This is a genomic window from Paenibacillus sp. JNUCC32, assembly GCF_014863545.1.
Classification (GTDB): domain Bacteria; phylum Bacillota; class Bacilli; order Paenibacillales; family Paenibacillaceae; genus Paenibacillus_AQ; species Paenibacillus_AQ lautus_A.
Genome location: NZ_CP062260.1, coordinates 5,318,551 through 5,338,884, shown reverse-complemented (window position 1 = coordinate 5,338,884; position 20,334 = coordinate 5,318,551). Strand labels below are relative to the sequence as shown.

Here is a 20,334-nt window from a genome sequence, read left to right as displayed (position 1 = left end):
TGTTAGCTCCTTGTGTAATCGTTTTATTGAAGCGCTTGCAGTAATTATACTAGTTCAAATTGTTTATTTTAGCAACATATAATTTCTGTAAATATGAAAAATCTAATAAATTGTTTAAAATTGCAACACTAAAGATGAAAAAAAAGCGTAAACTTAAATTTATTCTTTAAGTTTACGCCAAAGCGTGGCCCGATTAATCCCTAATCGTTCGGCTGCTCTAGATTGGTTATTCTTTTCCTCGTGGAGTACGTATTGAATAATGTCTTTCTCGATCTCCTTCAGAGTCCCTTTCAACGGAACAGGGGTTGAGGCTGGAGGCTGATGATCGAGCAAGCGTGCTAGCGTATCGGCTGAAATCACATAGTCCGTTTCGTTCATCGCAGCCTGTTTAATGAGCTGCTTTAATTGGCCGATCGTCATGTGCGAAGCATTCTGCCTTATCAGCTGCAAGGCCTCTTCCTTTATTTTGACCGCCGCCGTCCCGTATTTTTGATGGTATCGGCTTAAAAAGAGCTGAATAAGCGAAGGCAGATCCTCCAAACGGTCCGAAAGCGAAGGCATGATGATCGTATTCAGGCTCATGTTCGGGGTTTCGTGTAGGTCAATCGCCCGATCGCTAAGTATGAATACGCCAATCCGCCTATTTAGGCAGGTCTCCACAAAGGCTATCAAATTCGGATCCTGTATGCATTCTTCCACATGGATGAATTCCACAGTCTTGGCTTTGGTCAGCGGAAGGGTTCCTAACTGATCCGGGGAAACTTGGGCTAGATCGATCTGGAGCAGCAAACCGCCGTCCGAGTACAATTGATGAATATACTTCACGATGAAGGACTTGCCCGTATCTTCCCGGCCAAGCAGATGGATGGGCTCATGATGTTGATACAGAGCTTGGATGCTAGCCAACGTGGTGCGCATGGCAGCGGATTCGGCAATCATCGGCTCTGCTAATGATTCAGCGTAGGCTTTGATGCCTGACTGCGCAAATTCATAGGGCCGCCCTTTTTCCAAGGAGTATACTTTATAGCTTCTGTTCTCCAATGAGGTTTCATAGGCTGTGACGGAAAGCTGGTAATCGTCCATCGTAAAAACATTCTGCACTTGGGATTTGTGGAATTCCACATTAGTATTGATCAGATAGATATGGTTATCCGTCAAAGGGCTGTGCTCAAAATCGGCCAATTGCTCGTACACGATTTCATTCTGATCGTTAAAAATCACGAGATTGGGATGTTCTTTGGCAACCAGGTCGTTCAGAATGGCCGAGACGGTATGGTTGTTGCTCAGGTAGCGGTAGATGAGCTGGGCATCGTCCAGGGCTCGCATGATGGATTCTTTGCCGGAATGGATGAGGAGGCCCTTTAACCCGTAAGCCTCGGCCGTATGGACGGTGATGACATCCCCCACTACCTGCCGGTATCCGGCAGCTTTCAGCTCCAGCAATAACCGTGCAACATCTTCGGAGCTGTGTATGGTATACACTTTTAAAGGCAGATCCATTAAATCAATAATCGATTGGGCGCCCGATGTAATATTGGAAAAGCCGACAATCGCGGTTTTTCCGTTAAACTGGCTCGCCAGCGTCAAGGAACGGATCATGTCGTATCCGGACAGGTGGACGTCAATGACGGGAATCGATACCGCGGCTTTAATCAGCTGGGCCGTTCCGCCGCGGCTGATAATCACCTCGGCTCCGTTGTTTTGAGCCGAAGCTGCCAGCTCGGCCCCTTTTTGCAAGTCGCCGACGGCGTATTGTATGTCTAACTGGGGAAACAGAGGAATGCACTCTTGTATGATGGGAACCATCGCTTCATAAGGAGCGATCATATGGACACGTATACGCATAACTGATCCTGCTTTCATTCAAAATCATCCAATCGCATATCCCGTGATCGCGGAATATCGATGTTTACATTATTATAGCCAACTTCATCGCATCCTGCGAACATTGCACTGTATTCCCCTACGGAATTTGTTACTATGATAGTACATAGATGCCTAATACCTATTGTTGGAATTCGTCAGGCATTTACAATCTTTCTTCATATGGCTTGGTGATTTGGAGAAACAAACAGGAGGGAACATATTGAATACACAGAGAGTGGGAGCTCCTTTGGAAGGCTTTGCGGAGTTCAGCCGAAAAGTCGCCGCCGAAGGTGCCGTACTGTTAAAGAATGAAGGACAGGCTCTGCCCCTGCAGCCGAACGAAACCGTTTCCGTTTTTGGCAGGACGCAGATCCATTATTACCGCAGCGGTACGGGGTCTGGAGGCAGCGTTCATGTTTCCCATACAACGAATCTGCTGGGCGGTCTTCGGGATAAGAAGGGCATCGCAATCAATGAAGAATTGGCTGCCGTTTATGAGCAGTGGATCGAGCAGAATCCTTTCGATAACGGCGGGGGCGGCTGGGCGGCTGAGCCGTGGCATCAGAAGGAAATGCCTTTGACCGATGAACTGGTCTCCGCGGCAAGACGCGCATCCGACAAGGCGATCGTTGTCATCGGACGGACGGCCGGAGAAGATCAGGACAACGCCAATGAGCCGGGCAGCTACCAGTTAACGTCCGAAGAAAAAGCCATGCTGCAGCAGGTAACCAAGCACTTCGAGCAAACCGTTGTGGTGCTGAATGTGTCCAACATTATCGATATGAGCTGGCTGCTCGATGAAGGTTATGGGCATCCTATTTCTTCGGTCATTTATGCTTGGCACGGCGGCATGGAGGGCGGCAACGCCATTGCAGACGTATTGGTGGGCGAGGTTACGCCCAGCGGCAAACTGACGGATACGATTGCTTATTCCATCGAGGATTATCCATCGACCCGCAACTATGGCAATGAGCTTAAGAACCTGTATCAAGAGGATATTTATGTGGGCTACCGTTTTTTCGAAACGTTTCGACCCGCAGTCGTCCAGTATGAATTCGGGTTTGGATTGTCCTATACGCAGTTCCGAATCGAGCCGCAAGAAGCCAAACTTGCGGTTAGAGAGGGAGCGCCAACCGTAGAGATCGGCGTGAAGGTGACCAATATCGGGACCGCCTATGCAGGTAAAGAGGTTGTGCAAGTTTATTATGAAGCACCGCAAGGATGGCTGGGCCAGCCTGCCAAAGTTCTGGCCGCCTTCGGGAAGACGCAGGAGCTCCAGCCGGGGGAATCGCAGCAGCTAACGCTCCAGTTCCCGGTTCATGCCATGGCCTCCTATGACGATGCAGGCGTGACGGGCCACCGTTCAGTCTATGTATTGGAGGCCGGAACGTACCGTCTGTACGCGGGAACCAGCGTGAGAAATGTGCAGCCTATCGGCTTGGATGGTCAAGAAGGTTATGTTGTAGAAACGCTGCAAGTTGTCGAGCAGCTCCAGGAAGCCATGGCGCCAACGGAGAGCTTCACGCGAATGAAGCCGGGCAATCGCAGGGAGGACGGCTCGTACGAGCTTACTTTTGCGGAGGTGCCGAAGCGCACGATTGCCATGGAAGAGCGCATTCACCAAAACCTGCCGCCGACCTTGGAGCAAACGGGCAATCGAGGCTATACCTTAAGGGACGTCCATGAGGGGAAAGTCAGCATGGAGGCTTTCATCGCCCAGCTTAGCGATCAAGATCTGGCGGTCATCGTCAGAGGAGAAGGCATGAGCAGTCCGTTGGTTACGGCGGGGACGGCATCGGCTTTTGGCGGCGTGAGCGACCGCCTGCTCGACTACGGCATTCCGGTGGCTTGCACCGCGGATGGACCGTCCGGTATTCGGATGGACAGCGGGCAGCAGGCAACGCAGGTGGCGATTGGCACCCTGCTTGCAGCAACGTGGAATACGGAGCTGGTCGAAGAGCTCTATGTGATGGAAGGCCGGGAGCTGCTCAGCTACAACATCGATGCGTTGCTGGGCCCAGGTCTGAACATTCGGCGCAGCCCGCTGAACGGTCGCAATTTCGAGTATTTCTCGGAAGATCCGCTCATCTCCGGCGCCTTTGCTGCGGCGTGCACGCGCGGGATTATGAAGGGCGGCTCCAGCGCCACGCTGAAGCATTTTGCATGCAATAACCAGGAGAAGCATCGGAGCAAAGTCGACGCCGTCGTATCCGAACGGGCCCTTCGGGAAATTTATCTGAAAGGCTTTGAAATCGCGGTGAAGCAAGGCGGGGCGAACTCCATCATGACCTCGTATAACCCGATCAATGGGCACTGGGCGGCATCCAATTATGATCTGAACACCACGATTCTGCGCGGAGAGTGGGGATTCCAGGGCATCGTCATGACGGATTGGTGGGCCATTATGAACGACGTGGTAAACGGAGGCCCGGCCGATCGGAAAAACACGAACTGGATGGTCCGTGCCCAAAACGATTTATACATGGTGGTCATGAACTACGGAGCAGAAATCAACGCCTGGGAAGACAACACGCTGGCATCCTTGGAAAATGGCACGCTGACCCGCGGAGAGCTGCAGCGCAGCGCCATGAACATCTGCCAATTCCTGATGCATGCGCCGGTCTTCTCCAGAAAGCAGGTGATCGAGGAAGCCGTGGGTTCATTTAAAGCCGATCCTTCCCTCGGGTCGGTACCAGCACAAGCCTTATCGGAGAATACGCAAGTGAAGCCGGCTGCTGCGGGATCGACTTATGTGAAGGTGGAGGAGTCCGGCGAGTACCGGATCATTGTGCGCATCATGTCGCCGGAATCGGAACTGGCCCAAAGCGCCTGCAACGTCACGCTGAACGATCAGCCGGTAACCACGATTCAAACGAATGGTACCGACGGCAGATGGATTCGGCAGAAGCTTGTCAAAGTGGAACTGGAAGCGGGTTATTACGAGATGAAGCTGGACTTCGTCAAGCCGGGCCTGCAGATCGAGTGGATTGAATTTAAACGGGTTTAGATTTAGAACACTATGGGACATCGCAAAGTAAACCGTTTAGGAAAAAACTTGATTCATTGATGCATGAAATTTAATGGTAAATGTCCGATGCTTCTCGTTTCAACATAACGAAGGTGGCCCGCTCATGGAGCGGGCCACCTTTTAGGGTTTCTTAAAAATTCCGGCTGTGAATTGGGAAACATTCGTCGTTTGCTATTCCAGATCTGTTGAGGTATAATAAGTTTATTGGGATTTTGACCTGAGATTCACATATTGCAGAGGGTTATTATTTTGATTATGAACCTTGTGCAATATGTGAATTTTTTGTTTTTTAACCAAAAATGAGAAAATCATATAAATTTAGGAGGTGTTTCTATGCAAACAGGAACAGTGAAATGGTTTAACGCAGAAAAAGGATTTGGTTTCATCGAGGTTGAAGGCGGCGAAGACGTATTCGTACACTTCAGTGCAATCACTGGCGATGGCTTCAAGTCGCTTGACGAAGGACAACGCGTTGAATTTAACGTAGTTCAAGGCAACCGCGGACAGCAAGCCGAGAACGTTGTAAAACTGTAGACGTGAAAGGATCCCCAAACGTATCGTTTGGGGATTTTTTTTAAGATATCAGAAAGTATGAATTTCGGAGGATCTGCTGCCAGGTATTGCAAGAAAAACTACCGCTAATCGCGTCTGTTTTCTTAGAGAGTACGTCGATAGACATTTTTCATATAAAGGGTAGGCTTGCTGGTTTAAGGTACGAAAGCGTTAAAAAATGTAGCTGAGGGGGAAATGCATTGTCTTATTCTTGGAATAAACCACTGGAAAATCTGCCGGAGGAGATGACCGCCATCTGGTCTTGTACGAAGGAAGGGTGTAACGGTTGGATCCGAGACAACTTCTCGTTCAAGGAAGTTCCCGTTTGTTCACAGTGCGCGTCGTCCATGGTCAGCAGCAATAAAATCCTGCCGATTCTCGTTTCGTCGGATCAGCAAATCAAGCTTTACCGCAAGAATCAGCGCAAGGACGCGAAGTCGTAGGGCAGTTCTCACAGCCCCATCACCATCCTGTCTCGTTCGTTGCGTACAAGAAAGGTTGAGATTTCATGCAGGCATTCGAAGATTGGAATCTAAAGGTGAAAAAAACGTTTAATGCTACAAGTAACAAGGAGGTATTAACCGTTTCTGAGGCAGGTCATTTGTTAGGTCTGTCCAAAGATCAAATGAAGATCTATGTCGACCAGAATAAGCTGACTAAGGTTCCGATCATGCGAAGCGTGCATCGATACCTTTTGTTGAAAAGTGAAATCGATCAAATTATGGAAAAGCAATAAAAACAGAGCCTCGCGCTCTCCGATCAGTATCGATCTTCCAGATGAATATATAAGAGAAGAGAGTGCCCTAAGGGCGCTCCTTTTTATTTCATGCCTCTAGTCGATCGGTGGAATTTTTAAACCAATCATCTTAAAGGTCAAAAAAGGTCAAATTTAAAGATCCAAACAAATTCTGTTGTCAAACCGGCCGATAACGAGCTATTTTAGCGCAAATTCCTGCATCATCGGTTTTGGCATTTAAACGTTCCGGGCATATAATAAAAGCGTAAGGTCAAATAAGGTCAAAGAAAGGGGAATTCATGATGTTTGAATTGATGCCATTCGGCAAGCGCAGAGAGGATGCCTTCGGACAACTGATGAAGTCATTTCATGATGCCTTTAACGACGCTTTTCCTGATGATGTATTCGCGCCGTTCAAGGGTTCGATGATGTCGTTTAAGACGGACGTCAAGGAGACGGAGCACGCTTATCTGGTTGAGGCGGAGCTGCCCGGTTTTCGCAAGGAAGACATCGAAATCAGCTACGCTGACCCTTACTTAACGATCAAAGCCGTGCGCAAGGAAGATCAGAGCGTGGAGGATTCGAACCAGCACATCGTCCGCAAGGAGCGCCGTTACGGCGAGTATGTGCGCAGATTTTACGTTCAGAGCATAGCCGAGGACCAAATCGACGCTTCCCTGAAGGATGGAGTCCTTAAGCTTGAAATACCAAAAAAGTCTGACCCTGGTAAGAAACGCATCCAGATCCGGGATGAAAACTAATAAACATGCCCTCCGATCCAAAAGGTCGGGGGTTATTTTTTTGTGTTTTCTTAGTCATAAATTTACATATATGCCAATGAATTTCGGCAAATGAAACCTATCGGGAGTATATAGGGTATTATAAGTTAAATGTAAACTTTTCGAGGGGGACGCACATGATGGGAATCTTATCGAGGTTTAAGGATATTATGAGGGTGAATGTGAATTCGTTATTGGAACGGACGGAAGATCCGGAGAAAACGATCGATACCTATATGCGGAGCTTGAACGGCGATCTGGGTAAGGTGAAGGCGGAGACCGCTTCCGTGCTCTCGGATGAGCGGAGAGCGAAGCGGGCACTGGATGAGTGCAGCGCCGAAATCCAGAAGCTGCAGCGGTATGCGGAGAAGGCCGTGGAAGCGGGGAATGAAGGCGATGCCCTGAAGTTCCTGGAGCGAAAAGCAGCGCAGGCCGAGAAGCTAAGCGACCTGCAGGCAGCTCACGAATCGGCTTCCGCAAACGCCGTCAGGATGAAGCAATTGCAGGATAAGCTGGTATCGGATATGAGCCAGCTGGAAGCTCGCTATGCCGAACTGAAAGGGAAGATCGCCGCTGCGAAAACCCAGCAGGAGCTGAATGCCGGCCGATCCTCCTTGGGCGGTGCCAACGCGGCATTCCATACCATGGAGGAGAAAGCGAACCGTGCTTTGGATGAAGCGGAGGCCCTGGCTGAGCTGCGCGCAGGAGCGAAGGAAGATGACCTGGACGATTTGATCGCGGAGTTGGAGAAGAACATGGGCAAGGACGGAGTTGCCCCGACCGCACCTCCTAATGCCGAGGATGAACTGGAAGCGATCAAAGAAAAGCTGAACAAGAAGGAGTAACCATTTCATTGTTATCGAGGTGAGCAAATGCCGGTAATTGAATACAAATGTCCGAACTGCGGCAGCGGCATGGTTTTTGACGGCGATACGGGAATGTTGTCTTGCCCCAGCTGCGGAAGAAAAGACAACATCGAGGAAATCCCCGACCCGCTGAAGAAGCAGGTGTTCGCGGAAGACGAGGTAAAGGAGTACCATTGCAATAGCTGCGGAGCCGTGATCGTGACCGAGCCGGAGACCAGCGCAACGACCTGCAGCTTCTGCGGATCGGCCGTCGTGCTCAGCGACCGCTTGAGCGGCGAGCTTGCTCCGGTGAAGGTCATCCCTTTTTCGATTACGAAGGAAGAGGCGATGAAGGCGTTCAAGAAATGGTGCCGGAACGGCCTGTTGACGCCAAGCGGATTTATGACAGCGGACCGGATCAAGGGCATCACCGGGATCTACGTCCCCTTCTGGCTGTATGAGCTGCATAATCGGGTTGAGGTTCATGGCCAAGGCACCAAGGTGAGAACATACACGCAAGGAGATTACCAGTACACGGAGACCGAGCATTTCGACATCTACCGGAAGATTCGCTTGAATTATGTGAAGGTGCCGATCGATGCTTCCGAGAAAATGAACGATGAGCTGATGGATAAGCTGGAGCCTTTTCCCTATCAGCAGCTGAAGGAATTCAAGACGCCTTATCTGGCCGGGTACATAGCGGAAAAATACAGCCATGACGACGAGCAGCTTCTTCCGCGCGCTAAGGAAAAGATCAGTTCCTTCATTGATTCGTATATTTCGTCGGCGGTCTCAGGATACACGACCGTGAGTTATACCAACAAACGGATCGATACCACCAAGAAACAGGCCGATTACGTTCTCCTTCCGGTATGGATGGTGCACTATGATTACAACAAATCGGAGTATACGTTTGCGATGAACGGCCAGACGGGCAAGGTGGTCGGCAAGCCGCCGATCAGCAAAGCGAAGGTGGCCGGGTGGTTCGCGGGCATTTCGGGCGTCTCCTTGCTATCCTTGAAGCTGATCTCCTGGGCAATGGGAGGAGGGTTCCTGTGAGAAGACGATATGCGTTATGGACGGTCTTATTTTTACTAACGGCATATTTGATAGCGCCCTCCGGGATCGTCAAAGCCGCGGATGATAAGCCTTTGATCTTTGATGAAGCCAATCTGCTTAGTCCGGAAGAACGGAATGAGCTGAATGCGATGGCGAATGAGTACGGCGCCGAACGCGAGACGGATTTTATGATCCTAACTGCTAACCGTGTAGAAAATGATGAAGTTGAGGCATGGACGGAAAACTTTTACGATGAATACGCACCTGGGTATGACAGGCGGCACGGCAATACCGTCATTTTGACCATCGTATTGGATACCCGCGATGTGCATTTGGAAGGTTATTATAAGGCCGAAAAGTATCTCGACTCCGGTAGGCTGTTAAAGATACAAAACAAGATTACTCCGGACTTGTCGAGCGGCAATTACAAGCAGGCTTTTGAAAAATACATCAAAACCGCTCATCGGTACATGGGCTTTGAGCCGGACGTGAATCCGGATAATATTATATTTAATCTCTGGTTTCAGCTGGGAGCTGCCGCTGCCATCGGCGCGATTGCCGTGGGCATCATGGCTTACCGCTCCGGCGGGCGCGTGACGGTCAACAGCCGAACCTATGAGGATGCCAGCACATCGGGGATCTTGAATCAGCAGGACCGATATATCAGAACGACCGTGACAAAGCGGAAAATAGAGCGCAACACGAGCAGCGGCTCGGGCGGCGGAGGCGGAGGCGGCGTCACCGGCGGGGGCCATTCGCACAGCAGCAGCAGCGGAAAATTTTAATGGGAAGGGAATGTAGCATCAATGGGATTTTTCAAGAACCAATTCTCCAACGTAGTGGAATGGGAAGAGTTTAGAGATGACATGATTTTCTGGAAATGGCGCAACCGGGAGATCAAAAAAGGAAGCAAGCTGGTCATTCGCTCCGGTCAGGATGCGATATTCATCAATAACGGCAAAATCGAAGGGATTTTCGAGGATGAAGGCGTATATAATATCGATTCGGATATCATCCCGTTCCTTTCTACCCTAAAGGGATTTAAATTCGGCTTTAACAGCGGCATGCGCGTGGAAGTGCTGTTCGTGAACACCAAGGAATTCACCGTTCGATGGGGTACGCAGAATCCGGTTCTGATCCCGACGCCGCAGCTGCCGGGCGGCATGCCGATCCGTGCCAACGGCACGTTAAATTTTAAAGTGAACGATTACGTAACGCTGATCGACAAGATTGCCGGGATCAAAGAAAGCTACCTTGTGGAGGACGTGAAAATCCGGATCAGTTCGGTGCTCGATCAATTGTTGATGAAGTGGATCAGCCGCGAAGGCAAGGATATGTTCAATCTGCAGGCGAACGCTTCGGACATCGCCAGAGGGATTCGGGAAGACCTCGACATGGAAGTGATGGACAACGGGATGACGATTACCGGCTTCCAGGTGATGAGCTTCAATTATCCGAAGGAAATTCAGGACATGATCACGAAGACGGCCTCCCATGAAATGATCGGCAATCTGCAAAAGTACCAGCAGGTCAGCATGACGGACGGGATCGCGTCCGGCAAGGTGAAAGGCGGCGGTGCGGCTTCGGATATGGCAGGCATGATGATGGGGATGAACATGGCCAATGAAATGATGAAAAATATGAATCAGAACCAGGGCCAACACAATCCGAATCAAAGCCAGCAGTCTCCGGCCGCGAAGGAGCAATCCGCCCAAGCAGCCTCGTCCTCTTCCGAAGGAAACAAGAAGCCCAATTTCTGCCCGAACTGCGGCGCGAAGAACGAAGGGGCGAACTTCTGTCCGAATTGTGGTCATAAGCTGGGTTGAATGAAAGCCAACAGCACGAATAAATGCACAACCTTGGGATGGACCTAAAGGTTTTGATGTCACGGTTAAAACGATGCGAACTGCGTTATTTCTTCTATATAAAAGTCAATTTAACTCACGACAGCTCCCCTCACTTATGAAGTGAGGGGCTTTTTTGCTATGAACGCCGTAGCTGAGTTATGTTGCTACCTTTCCGCAGAGGGAAGTGGCTCACAACTGGAATGAAGAACAGTCTCCGAGGGCAGGAAGGAAGGTGCTGCAGCGCGAATCCGGAGAAATAGAACTTGACGGACAAATGAGAACTAGGCAAATGGAAAAGGGGTACATTATGATAGGACATATCGGTCATAAGAGAACTCCGAAAGACGAAGGGGGACAGGGGGATACTATGTTCAGATCGACATCCTGGCGCATATTTGTGATTAGCGGCATCTTTTTTGCAATGACCATCATACCGTTCTCGTTGTTTCTGGCCAACCGATTTTCCCATTTCGCATACTCGCAGATGGGAACGTTTAATCAGGACCGCATCGATGAAATGGCGGAGCGGGTCGAGTACATCCTGGCCAAGCTGAAATGGTACAGCCTGACCATGTACGAGGATCATTCCGTGCAAAACTGGATGTATGCTTCAGCCGACAATCTGCTGCAAAATGCCAGCACGATGGGGGTGTTATCTAAATATTTATCTCACGAGCCTTATATTGAAACCGCTTACTTATTCAGCATCCGCAAACGTGAGGTGATCGACGCCAAAGCTGGATTACTTTCGTTCGAGGAATTTGCCGATCAGGCGATGCTGCAGCGGATCGAGCGCACTCCCGGGAATTTTCTCCGCTATTTTGATCACCGGATAGGAAACCAATCGTATTTGGCGCTTCAGCTTCCTTCGACACCTGTGCAGAAAAACCGGGACGGGTATCTTGTCGTCCTGTTCGACAAGAAGGAGCTGCAGAAGCATTTGATCTCAGGCGACGAGAGGGCGGATACGCTGCTTTCAATCGTGGATGATCGAGGAAGATTGATTCTGGGCGAAGGGGATGGTCGGCTCGAGGAGACCATCGATAACATCCAGACGGGGCAGAAGCGGGGATCATTCGAGATGAACAGCGCCGGAGGAAAAGCATTCGTCAACTATGCGCGGATGGGATCGCCGGAGTGGACCATTATATCTGTCACTGAAATGAAGCAATTCCGCGAAAAGGCCGGGGCGTTCAAAACAGTCATCATCGTCTGCTCGCTCCTGCTGCTCGTGGCGCTGCTCCTGGTCGCCTATTGGAATTCGCGCCGTTTCGTCGGGCCATTCCGCCGGCTGGCGGATCAACTGCAGCGGAAGCTGGGCGTGAAGGGGGAGAACGATTACGGCGTTATCGAGCAGGGCGTCGTTATGCTTCGCGATCATTATCCGCTGATCAAGACCGAATATTTGCGGCAATGGCTGCTGCAGGGCAGGCTGAGCGACGGCGCCAGAGCGGCGATTGCGCGCGAATCGTGCCTGCTTGACTATGGGTGGCTTCGGTTGGCTGTTATCAAGATCGATTCCTATTATGAGATATCCGAGCGGTATGATTTCTTCTCTCGCAAGCTGCTCAAGTATGCAATCGGCAATATCGCAGAGGAGCTGCTCGGCACATCAGAACGGCCGATCGAGGTGGTCGATTTTGGGACCGACCATCTGGTCGTGCTGGTTGGCACGGCCAGTTCCCTCCCTGATCCCGAGTTGACCCAAGAGCTCAAGGAGCTTAGCCGTCAAGTCAGCCGTTACGTAAAGCTGGACGTGACGATCGCCGAAAGCGAAGCGCGGCGCGTACATGACGATTTACGCAAAGTATACGACGACATGAACGAACTGACATTATTCAAGTTTGTCAGCGGTGATGACAAAATCTACGTCGAACAAGACTTTGAACGGTATGCCGATTTACAGGCGCCGATCGACTCCGCCGTGCATGAAAGCTTGATCCAGACGATTCGAAGCGGCAAAGAGGAGAAGGTGCTGGCCATGCTGGACGAGGTGTTTACGCGCCTGCAGACGATGAAATATACCGAGTGCCAATTCCAACTGAAGCTGCTTCTGTTTGCGATCGTCAAGTCGTTCAGCAAAGTGATGTCTATCCAGAGCGTTGAAGGGATTGAGCGCCATTTGAGGCAGTTCGCCACGCTTACCGAGGTCCGCGAATGGCTGAAGGAAGAGACCGGGCGGATGATCCGGCAGCTTAGCGACCAAAAGGGATTCAATCGCAAGGAAAAGCTGATTGGGGAAATCATCGAGTACGTCCGCTACCATACCCATGACCCGATGCTGTCGGTAGACGATATCGCTGACCATATCGCTTTGTCGGCCAAATACGTCCGGCAGCTGTTTCACGAACATTACGGCATGCCTCTATCGAATTTCATTTTGAACGAGCGGCTCGGGAAGGTTAAGGAGCTGCTGGAGCAGACCAGCATGCAGATCACCGAAATTGCAGAGCAGTCCGGTTTTCAGACGAAAAGCCACTTTTTCACCGCATTTAAAAAAGCCACCGGCATGACGCCGAGCCAATACCGCGACAGCAAGGCGGGCGAGCGGATGGAGCGGACGCGGCAGATAGCCGGGAACTCTGTGAATTAGAAAGGTCAGCGGGCGATTGAGAACCGGCCAGACCAATAACAACCGGTCGAACGCTCGCGAATCGGCCGCGCGAGAACCGAATCCGGCCAATGAGAACTAGGCAGCAGCAGCCGTGAATGCTACGATGGCTCCGTTCGAATCCTGCAAGCCGAACAAGAAAGGAGGGACGCTCTTTGGAGCGACGTAGAAGGTTCGGCGGGTCGTTTGTGCGCGAGCTGTCGCGGAACCGGTATTTGTACTTGCTGGCGCTGCCTGGCATTGCGTTTCTGGTCGTATTTGCTTATATGCCCATGGCCGGGCATCTGCTCGCCTTCCAGGATTACCGACTATCCGATGGAATATGGGGGAGCGAATGGGTCGGATTTAAAAACTTCGAGTTTTTCTTCAATGGGAAAGACTGGCTGCGGGTGACGCTGAATACCGTTTTCCTGAATGCACTGTTTCTCGTAACCGGTCTCGGCAGCGCGGTCGTGCTGGCTATCTTTCTGAACGAAATCCGTAACAGGCTGTTCAAGCGAATCACGCAATCGTTTATTTTTTTACCGTATTTCATTTCTTGGCTTGTCGTCAGCATGATGACGTTGACGCTATTCAGCACATCCGAGGGGCTGATTAACCGCGCGCTTGCCGCTCTTGGCTACGAAGGAGTGGACTGGTATTTGACGCCTGGCGTATGGCCGTATATCTTAACCGTCATTAGCGCCTGGAAGATTGCCGGCTATAATTCCATTATTTTTTTAGCCGTCATTACGGGCATCTCCTCGGAATATTACGAGAGCGCCCGAATAGAAGGCGCGAGCCGGATGCAGCAGATGCTCTACATAACGCTGCCGTTGATGCGGCCGACCGTGATGATATTGGCGCTGCTTGGCATTGGCCGTATTTTCTACGGCGATTTCGGCATGATTTACGCGATCATCGGAGATAACGGCATACTCTTTCCAACGACAGATGTCATCGATACGTATGCGTTTCGTGCGCTGAGGCAGCTGGGGAACTTCAGCATGTCCGCTGCCGTTGTCGTGTACCAGTCCTGCATGGGGCTTGTCACGATTCTGATCTTCAATGCGATCGCGCGCAAGGTGGACGCGGATTCAAGACTATTCTAAAAGGAAGGTTGGGCGAGTTGGCATGAGGCCGGACTTGGGCTTCCGATCGCTGTTGTCCCCGAATCGTTATGATCGTGTAAGCTCGTTAAGCGGATACGATTCGGGAACAAAGGCGACCACTTGCGTTTCTCCAGCTCCGAACCGGCCCTTTGCTTCAGTCCCAACCAGTTAAGGTGTGATCGAAGTGAGAGAACGGTTGTTTCTTGTTTTGATGTACGCGGTGCTGGGCGCTTTTGCGCTGTTTTGCTTCATTCCGTTCTGGATTGTGTTCATCAACTCGTTCGCCGACGAATCGCTTCTGCAGACGGCGGGGTACCAGTTGCTGCCGAGCAAATTCAGCCTCCATGCGTACAAATTTTTGCTTTCCGGCAAGCAGGTGTTTCTAAGCTACGGCATTACGATTATCGTGACGATCGCCGGCACGGCGCTGGGCGTACTCTTGACAGCCGCTTATGCGTACACGCTGAGCCACCGGAAAGTGAAGTACCGCAATATTTTATCGTTTCTAACCTTCCTGACGATGCTGTTCGGCGCAGGACTTGTCGGCTTTTACATGCTGATCGCCAACTGGCTGCAGCTGAAAGACTCGGTGTGGGCGCTCATTTTGCCCTATCTGCTGAATCCGTTCTATGCCTTCATTCTTGTCTCTTACTACCGGACGCTGCCGTATGAATTGAATGAAGCTGCGACTGTGGACGGCGCCAATGATCTCTATATTTTCTTTCGCATCATCTGGCCGATTTCGCTGCCTGTTATCGCCACGGTGAGCCTGTTTTACGCGCTGCAATATTGGAACGACTGGTACTTGTCATTGCTGTTTATCGACAATCACAAAATGCTGCCGCTGCAGATGATGATCCGCCAGCTTATGTCCAATTTGAATGTTATGGCTTATGTGAGCGGGAGCCAGACGCAGTACAACGTCGTCGTGCCGACCTATGGCATGCAGCTGGCGATCGTCTGCGTTACCATCGGCCCGATCGTGTTCGTCTATCCCTTCATCCAGCGCTTCTTTATAAAAGGTTTGACGCTTGGTTCGGTAAAAGGATAGAGCGGCAAACGTGAGGGGCGTTTGGCCGGTTCGAGCTTTCAATCGCTGCTGTTTATGAACCGGCTCATCCGCCTATTTTCTCTATTATTGATTCAGGGGGAAGGAACCATGAAAAGATTATTGTCCATCGCGCTTGTGTTATTGATCGCGCTCGTCGCGATTGCGGGTTGTTCGGGCAAGAACGAAGGGGAAGGGAAGATGCCCGGACCGTCGGGTCAAACCGGAGACAGCGCCGGCGATGACGCCAAACTTGAAGAGGTGACGCTGAAAATCATGATTCCCGGCGATCGGCCGTCGGATATGGATTTGGTCATCGCCGAGGCAGAAAAGCGGATGAAGGATACGATCAACGTCAAACTCGACGTCGTCTTCGTACCCTGGTCCGATCTGGCGCAAAAGACACAGGTAACGCTTGCTTCCGGCGAAAACATCGATCTCATCTTCGATGCGCCATGGCTGCACATCAATCAGATGATTGCAAACGGATTCTATGAACCGCTGGATGACCTGTTGGCCCAGTACGGCCAAACGGTGCTGGAGAAACGGCCGCAGCAAATGTGGGACTACAACAAATACGGCGGCAAAATTATGGCCGTTCCGCTCGGCGTCAGCTACATGTCCGGCAATTCGTACATGGTGCGTAAAGACATTCGCGAGAAGCTGGGCGTACCGCCGATCAAGACATATGAAGAATTGATCGCTTTCGCATACAAGGTAAAGGAGCAAGAGAAAGGCATTATCCCGATGAGCGCAGGCTCCGCCACTTATTCATTTGTCGCTCACCATGCGCTGAACGATTACGAAACCCATGTCAGACCGACCCACGCCCTGGGCAACAGCCTGATGCTCTACTACAAGAACAATGACGGCAAAGTTTACAATTTGCTGGAGGATCGGGAGCCGATCGGAACGTGGCTGGCGAACACCCACAAATGGTTTAAAGACGGACTGATCTTCAAGGACATTTTGACGACAAAAGATTTTCACCAGCCGATTTCGGCAGGCAAAGTAGCAATCGTCACAAACGGCGCGTTCGGCATCGGCGATTCCCTCAAGAACACGTTCAAGAACAACGTACCGGGAGGCGAGCTGGAAACGGTCACCTTCTTTAACCCGGAAAAAGGCGCGAATTTGACCAATTTTAAACAGTGGAATTTCCTCGCTGTTCCGAAGGTGAGCAAGAACAAGGAGCGGGCGATTATGTTCCTGAACTGGGCGAATGAGAAGGAAAACTACGACCTGCTCTCTTATGGAATCGAAGGAAAGCACTGGGAAGCGGTAGGAGAAGACAAAATGAAAAACCTGGATACATCCGGCTATTCTGCATTCGGCTATGTTTGGCTATGGAATCCGGTCGATGAGCGCAGTGTTGTAGGCGGCGATCCGCAGAATGATGAAATGGATGCCGTGCTTCGCGATGCCGACATGTTCACCACCGACATTTTGGCCGGCTTCGAATTTGACAGTACTCCGGTGCAGAACGAAGTTAGCCAGTACAATACAGTCGACGGGCAATACTACACGGCGTTGTTTAACGGGGTTATTGATCCGGAGGACACATTGAAGAAATTCGAAGCGGAAGCCGGTCCCGCCCTCCACAAGATTCAGCAGGAGCTGCAAAAGCAAATTGACGAGTTTCTGGCGGCGAAGGCGGAATAAAACAGAATCACTTGAACACGGATAAACCAAAGTTTACTTATCCACTGCCTATCCACACCTCAGATCGCTTGAAGTGCGGAGTGTTTGGCTGCGCTGTACTACTGCCGTTGCCACTGGAAACTTCGCCCGGCGGTAACGGCTTCCTCTTTCCGGAGGAAGCCGATCTTATACGCTTTGCTGCTTGCTTATGGCGGAATTCGGGAAAGGGGGGATTAAAATCTAGCGTTCACCCGGAACAGAAATAAGGGTTTAAAGTTTTTGATATTTCTGTACTCGAGAATAAAGAAAAGGAGCTGGCCTTGATGAATTTGAATAAAAAATGGTTATCAGGATTAATGGCAGCCGTATTACTACTGACTCCGCTCTCAGCGGTTCAGGCGAAATCGCTTGATCCGGATGTGACTGTCCTGCAGGCAGCAGGTGCAGACCAGATGGAAGCAGGGAATGATTCGGGTAATCCACAGGTCGATCTAGATCAATTGACGGATGCTGGTGAACCGGCAGCGGAACAGGTACCACAAGCAATAGGCGAAAATCAAGCGGCAGTATCTTCGGCTGTGCAGGAGACGCAATTCCGCAATCTCGCGGCAGGTCTTCCGTATGAATGGTCTGAAGCTCCGGAAGCTTCGCATCCCGATGACGGATACAAGCTTACGGACGGAAAATACGGCGCATTGGATATGAACGACCCGGCATGGGTAGGACATCTGCGCGGAAAGGCTCGCGAAGTTGTGTTCGATCTCGGTGAGGAAAAGTCAATTGGAAAGATCACGGCTAATTTCTTTCAAGATTTTCCTACGAATTCGATTCTCGTGCCGCTGTCGGTATCGATGTATGTCTCCGACGATAAGGAAAATTGGGGGCTGCTTTCCCATAACGCTACGCAGCTTCTGTGGGGAGAAGGACCGCCCAGACAGGAGACCTTTGAATGGGATGGCAGCCGGGATGGAATCAAGGGCGGGAATACGGATGGCAAGCTGGCTTATGCCCGTTATGTGAAGGTGACCTTTTATATGCATCCTACACAGCGGGAATATATTGACGAAATCGAAATTATGGGTATGGACGGCAAGATTGAAGGGGCGGTAAAGGTTCCTGCCGAGCAGCCTCGTTTTTTGGAGCCGGGGGAAGCTACGGCCGGGATCCGGAATCTGAATCTGTTTTATAACGGACAATATGCGAATGGTTTGGGCGATTGGAACAAGGAACGGATTATCCCAAATATCAGTTATGTAAATAAAGACGGCGAGCCGGTCGATTGGCTCTATGACGGCGTTCTATATCTCGGGATTGCTTCGCCTGCCGGCCGCGATTTCGGTCAGGGACAAACGAACCTGGACGATTGGAAATGGTATTTGGATAAAACATTTGCAGCTACGGGCGATATGCAGCAGTTGAATGAGGCTGCCAAGGAAGTTGGGGCCAAGCTGAAACAGCCCGATCATCAAGTCAAGGTTGTGTTAATGATTCCGAATCCAGGGGAATCCTTAACCAATTTTGGCGACATTGACGGCAGCGGCTCCTTAAATTTCAACGACTCCGTCGTAGGCAAAGAAAAAGCGTCTGAAAACAGAGGAAAAGCGGTGCAGTGGTGGCTGGACCAGACCCGGCAAAGATGGCAGGCTGCCAACTACTCGAATCTTGAGCTTGTCGGCATGTACTGGATGCCGGAACAAATCGACATATCCGAATCGGGACCGGACATAGCTCGCATGGTGTCGGATAAAGTGCACGCCATGAACATGAAGGTTTTCTGGATTCCACACTCCTATGCTTACAAAATGTTTATGTGGAAAGACGTAGGGTTCGATGCCGCGGCGCTTCAGCCTAACTATTTCTTCGGCGGAATGGATTCCGACCGTCTGGACGATGCTACGGATACTGCAAAGCGATACGGAATGGGGAACGAAGTTGAATTTGATGACGGAATGCTGACAGATCCCGTACTTCGTCAGCGTTTTGTCGAATACTTGGACAGCGGCGTTAGATCCGGTCTGATGCAAAATGGCTTCAGAGCTCACTATCAAGGTAATAATGCAGTATACAACTTAGGGGTAAGCAAGGATCCAAGTTTGCGTTTAATGTATGACTGGCTGTACCAGTATTTGAACGGAACGTACGCCATCGATAGCAGCCCGGCGCCGGAGACGATGGCGGAGGTTGTACAGCGTTATGTCGCATCGAACGAAATCAAGCCGGCTTTTGGTAATGATTTGACGTATCGATTGCAGACCATCAAACTTCTTCTGGACGATAACAAGCCGAAGGAAGCCGTGACGTATATGCAGGATTTTCTCGCGCACATTCACGACCCGGCCGTCCAAGCGCAAGGGTTGATTTCGGTCCCGGCCGCAACGGTGCTTGATTCCTACGCCCGAGTTCTCATTCATACCTGGTCTGACGAAGGGGGACTCAGCAATCTGGTTCTTGGCCAAAGCTATACAATTTCACAGCAGCCTAACAGCAACTATCCCGATTCCGGGAACGAACTTACGGACGGCCGATTCGGCGGGGCGGATTACCGCACCGAGCAGTGGCAGGCCCATGCGGGAAGCGACTACCCTGACGAACGAAGCCGCACCATCACATTTGATTTGGGCGGCAACAAATCGATCGGGGCCATTAGAGCCCATTTTCTTCAGGATCAAGGACCCGGCATCTATTTCCCTCAGAACGTCACTTTTTCCGTTTCATCTGACGGCGAGTCCTGGAGCACGCTGGCAACCGTTACTCCGCCACCGGCACAGGATGCTGCCTCGGCCGAGTTCGTGGGTTGGAGCGGGATAACAGACGGTGTGCCGGGGGAATCGGGAGCCGATAAAGTGTCTGCCCGCTACGTTAAAGTGGAATTCCCGGTCAACGTCTGGGTCTTCCTTGATGAAATCGAAGTTCTCGGCGTTGACGGCCATGCGGGGGGTGGCACTACAATCGACGGCGCAAGAGCCATGGTGGATGCCGCTGCGAAGAAATTGACGATCGACGGTCTGGTCGTGAACGGCAGCCAGTCCCAAGTGAATTTGAAAATACTCGATTCGAAAGGGAAAGTTCGGTACGAAGGCCAGACGACCAGTACGGAAACGGGAAGTTTCCAATTCACGATCAAGCTTACCGGCAATTTAAAGGGAACCTGCGACGCCTATCTCTCTATGGAAGGAATGTCGGCTCCCGTTAAGATTTCATTCGAGTACAATAAAAAGGACTGACGAGTTA

Annotated in this window: 15 protein-coding genes; 14 read left to right on the top strand and 1 reads right to left on the bottom strand. The window is 50.9% G+C overall.

Translation table 11 applies throughout. The annotated features are described in order from the left end of the window. Positions 1–159: 159 nt before the first annotated feature. Positions 160–1,845, bottom strand: coding sequence for a sigma-54-dependent transcriptional regulator (locus tag JNUCC32_RS23525; RefSeq protein ID WP_192570022.1), 1,686 nt, complete (start codon positions 1,843–1,845; stop codon positions 160–162). A gap of 241 nt (positions 1,846–2,086) precedes the next feature. On the opposite strand from JNUCC32_RS23525, the gene JNUCC32_RS23520 reads away from it, so the two are divergent. From JNUCC32_RS23520 to JNUCC32_RS23460, 14 genes are all read left to right on the top strand, one after another. Then, a complete protein-coding gene (locus JNUCC32_RS23520) occupies positions 2,087–4,873 on the top strand; it encodes a glycoside hydrolase family 3 C-terminal domain-containing protein (RefSeq protein WP_192570021.1) in 2,787 nt (928 codons plus the stop codon). A gap of 354 nt (positions 4,874–5,227) precedes the next feature. Further along, entirely contained in the window at positions 5,228–5,428 is a 201-nt protein-coding gene (locus JNUCC32_RS23515) for a cold-shock protein (RefSeq protein ID WP_006207692.1), read from the top strand. A 218-nt stretch (positions 5,429–5,646) separates the two neighbouring features. Next, positions 5,647–5,889: a cold-shock protein gene (locus JNUCC32_RS23510; RefSeq protein ID WP_096774876.1), complete on the top strand. Its 243-nt coding sequence runs from the start codon at positions 5,647–5,649 to the stop codon at positions 5,887–5,889. Positions 5,890–5,954: 65 nt separating this feature from the next. After that, the gene (locus tag JNUCC32_RS31635) at positions 5,955–6,182 is read left to right on the top strand and encodes a helix-turn-helix domain-containing protein (protein WP_228468811.1); all 228 of its coding nucleotides are present in this window, start codon (positions 5,955–5,957) and stop codon (positions 6,180–6,182) included. Between the two features lie 302 nt (positions 6,183–6,484). Beyond that, positions 6,485–6,943, top strand: a complete 459-nt coding sequence (locus tag JNUCC32_RS23505) for an Hsp20/alpha crystallin family protein (protein WP_192572719.1) — start codon at positions 6,485–6,487, stop codon at positions 6,941–6,943. A 158-nt stretch (positions 6,944–7,101) separates the two neighbouring features. Beyond that, positions 7,102–7,806, top strand: a complete 705-nt coding sequence (locus JNUCC32_RS23500) for a PspA/IM30 family protein (protein WP_192572718.1) — start codon at positions 7,102–7,104, stop codon at positions 7,804–7,806. Positions 7,807–7,833: 27 nt separating this feature from the next. Beyond that, entirely contained in the window at positions 7,834–8,865 is a 1,032-nt protein-coding gene (locus tag JNUCC32_RS23495; RefSeq protein ID WP_009593950.1) for a TFIIB-type zinc ribbon-containing protein, read from the top strand. Next, on the top strand, positions 8,862–9,650 hold the full coding sequence (locus JNUCC32_RS23490; protein WP_192570020.1) for a TPM domain-containing protein: 789 nt from the start codon (positions 8,862–8,864) through the stop codon (positions 9,648–9,650). The genes JNUCC32_RS23495 and JNUCC32_RS23490 overlap by 4 nt, the downstream gene beginning before the upstream one ends. 21 nt (positions 9,651–9,671) lie before the next feature. Next, positions 9,672–10,691: an SPFH domain-containing protein gene (locus JNUCC32_RS23485; protein WP_192570019.1), complete on the top strand. Its 1,020-nt coding sequence runs from the start codon at positions 9,672–9,674 to the stop codon at positions 10,689–10,691. A gap of 388 nt (positions 10,692–11,079) precedes the next feature. Further along, positions 11,080–13,305, top strand: a complete 2,226-nt coding sequence (locus JNUCC32_RS23480) for an AraC family transcriptional regulator (protein WP_192570018.1) — start codon at positions 11,080–11,082, stop codon at positions 13,303–13,305. 173 nt (positions 13,306–13,478) lie between these two features. Beyond that, positions 13,479–14,414 carry an ABC transporter permease gene (locus tag JNUCC32_RS23475; RefSeq protein ID WP_113059096.1) on the top strand — a complete coding sequence of 312 codons (936 nt, stop codon included), beginning with the start codon at positions 13,479–13,481 and terminating at the stop codon, positions 14,412–14,414. Positions 14,415–14,598: 184 nt separating this feature from the next. Beyond that, positions 14,599–15,465: a carbohydrate ABC transporter permease gene (locus JNUCC32_RS23470; RefSeq protein WP_192570017.1), complete on the top strand. Its 867-nt coding sequence runs from the start codon at positions 14,599–14,601 to the stop codon at positions 15,463–15,465. Positions 15,466–15,573: 108 nt separating this feature from the next. Continuing rightward, positions 15,574–17,124: an extracellular solute-binding protein gene (locus tag JNUCC32_RS23465; protein WP_192570016.1), complete on the top strand. Its 1,551-nt coding sequence runs from the start codon at positions 15,574–15,576 to the stop codon at positions 17,122–17,124. Between the two features lie 302 nt (positions 17,125–17,426). Next, a complete protein-coding gene (locus JNUCC32_RS23460; RefSeq protein WP_192570015.1) occupies positions 17,427–20,327 on the top strand; it encodes a DUF4855 domain-containing protein in 2,901 nt (966 codons plus the stop codon). Positions 20,328–20,334: the final 7 nt, after the last annotated feature.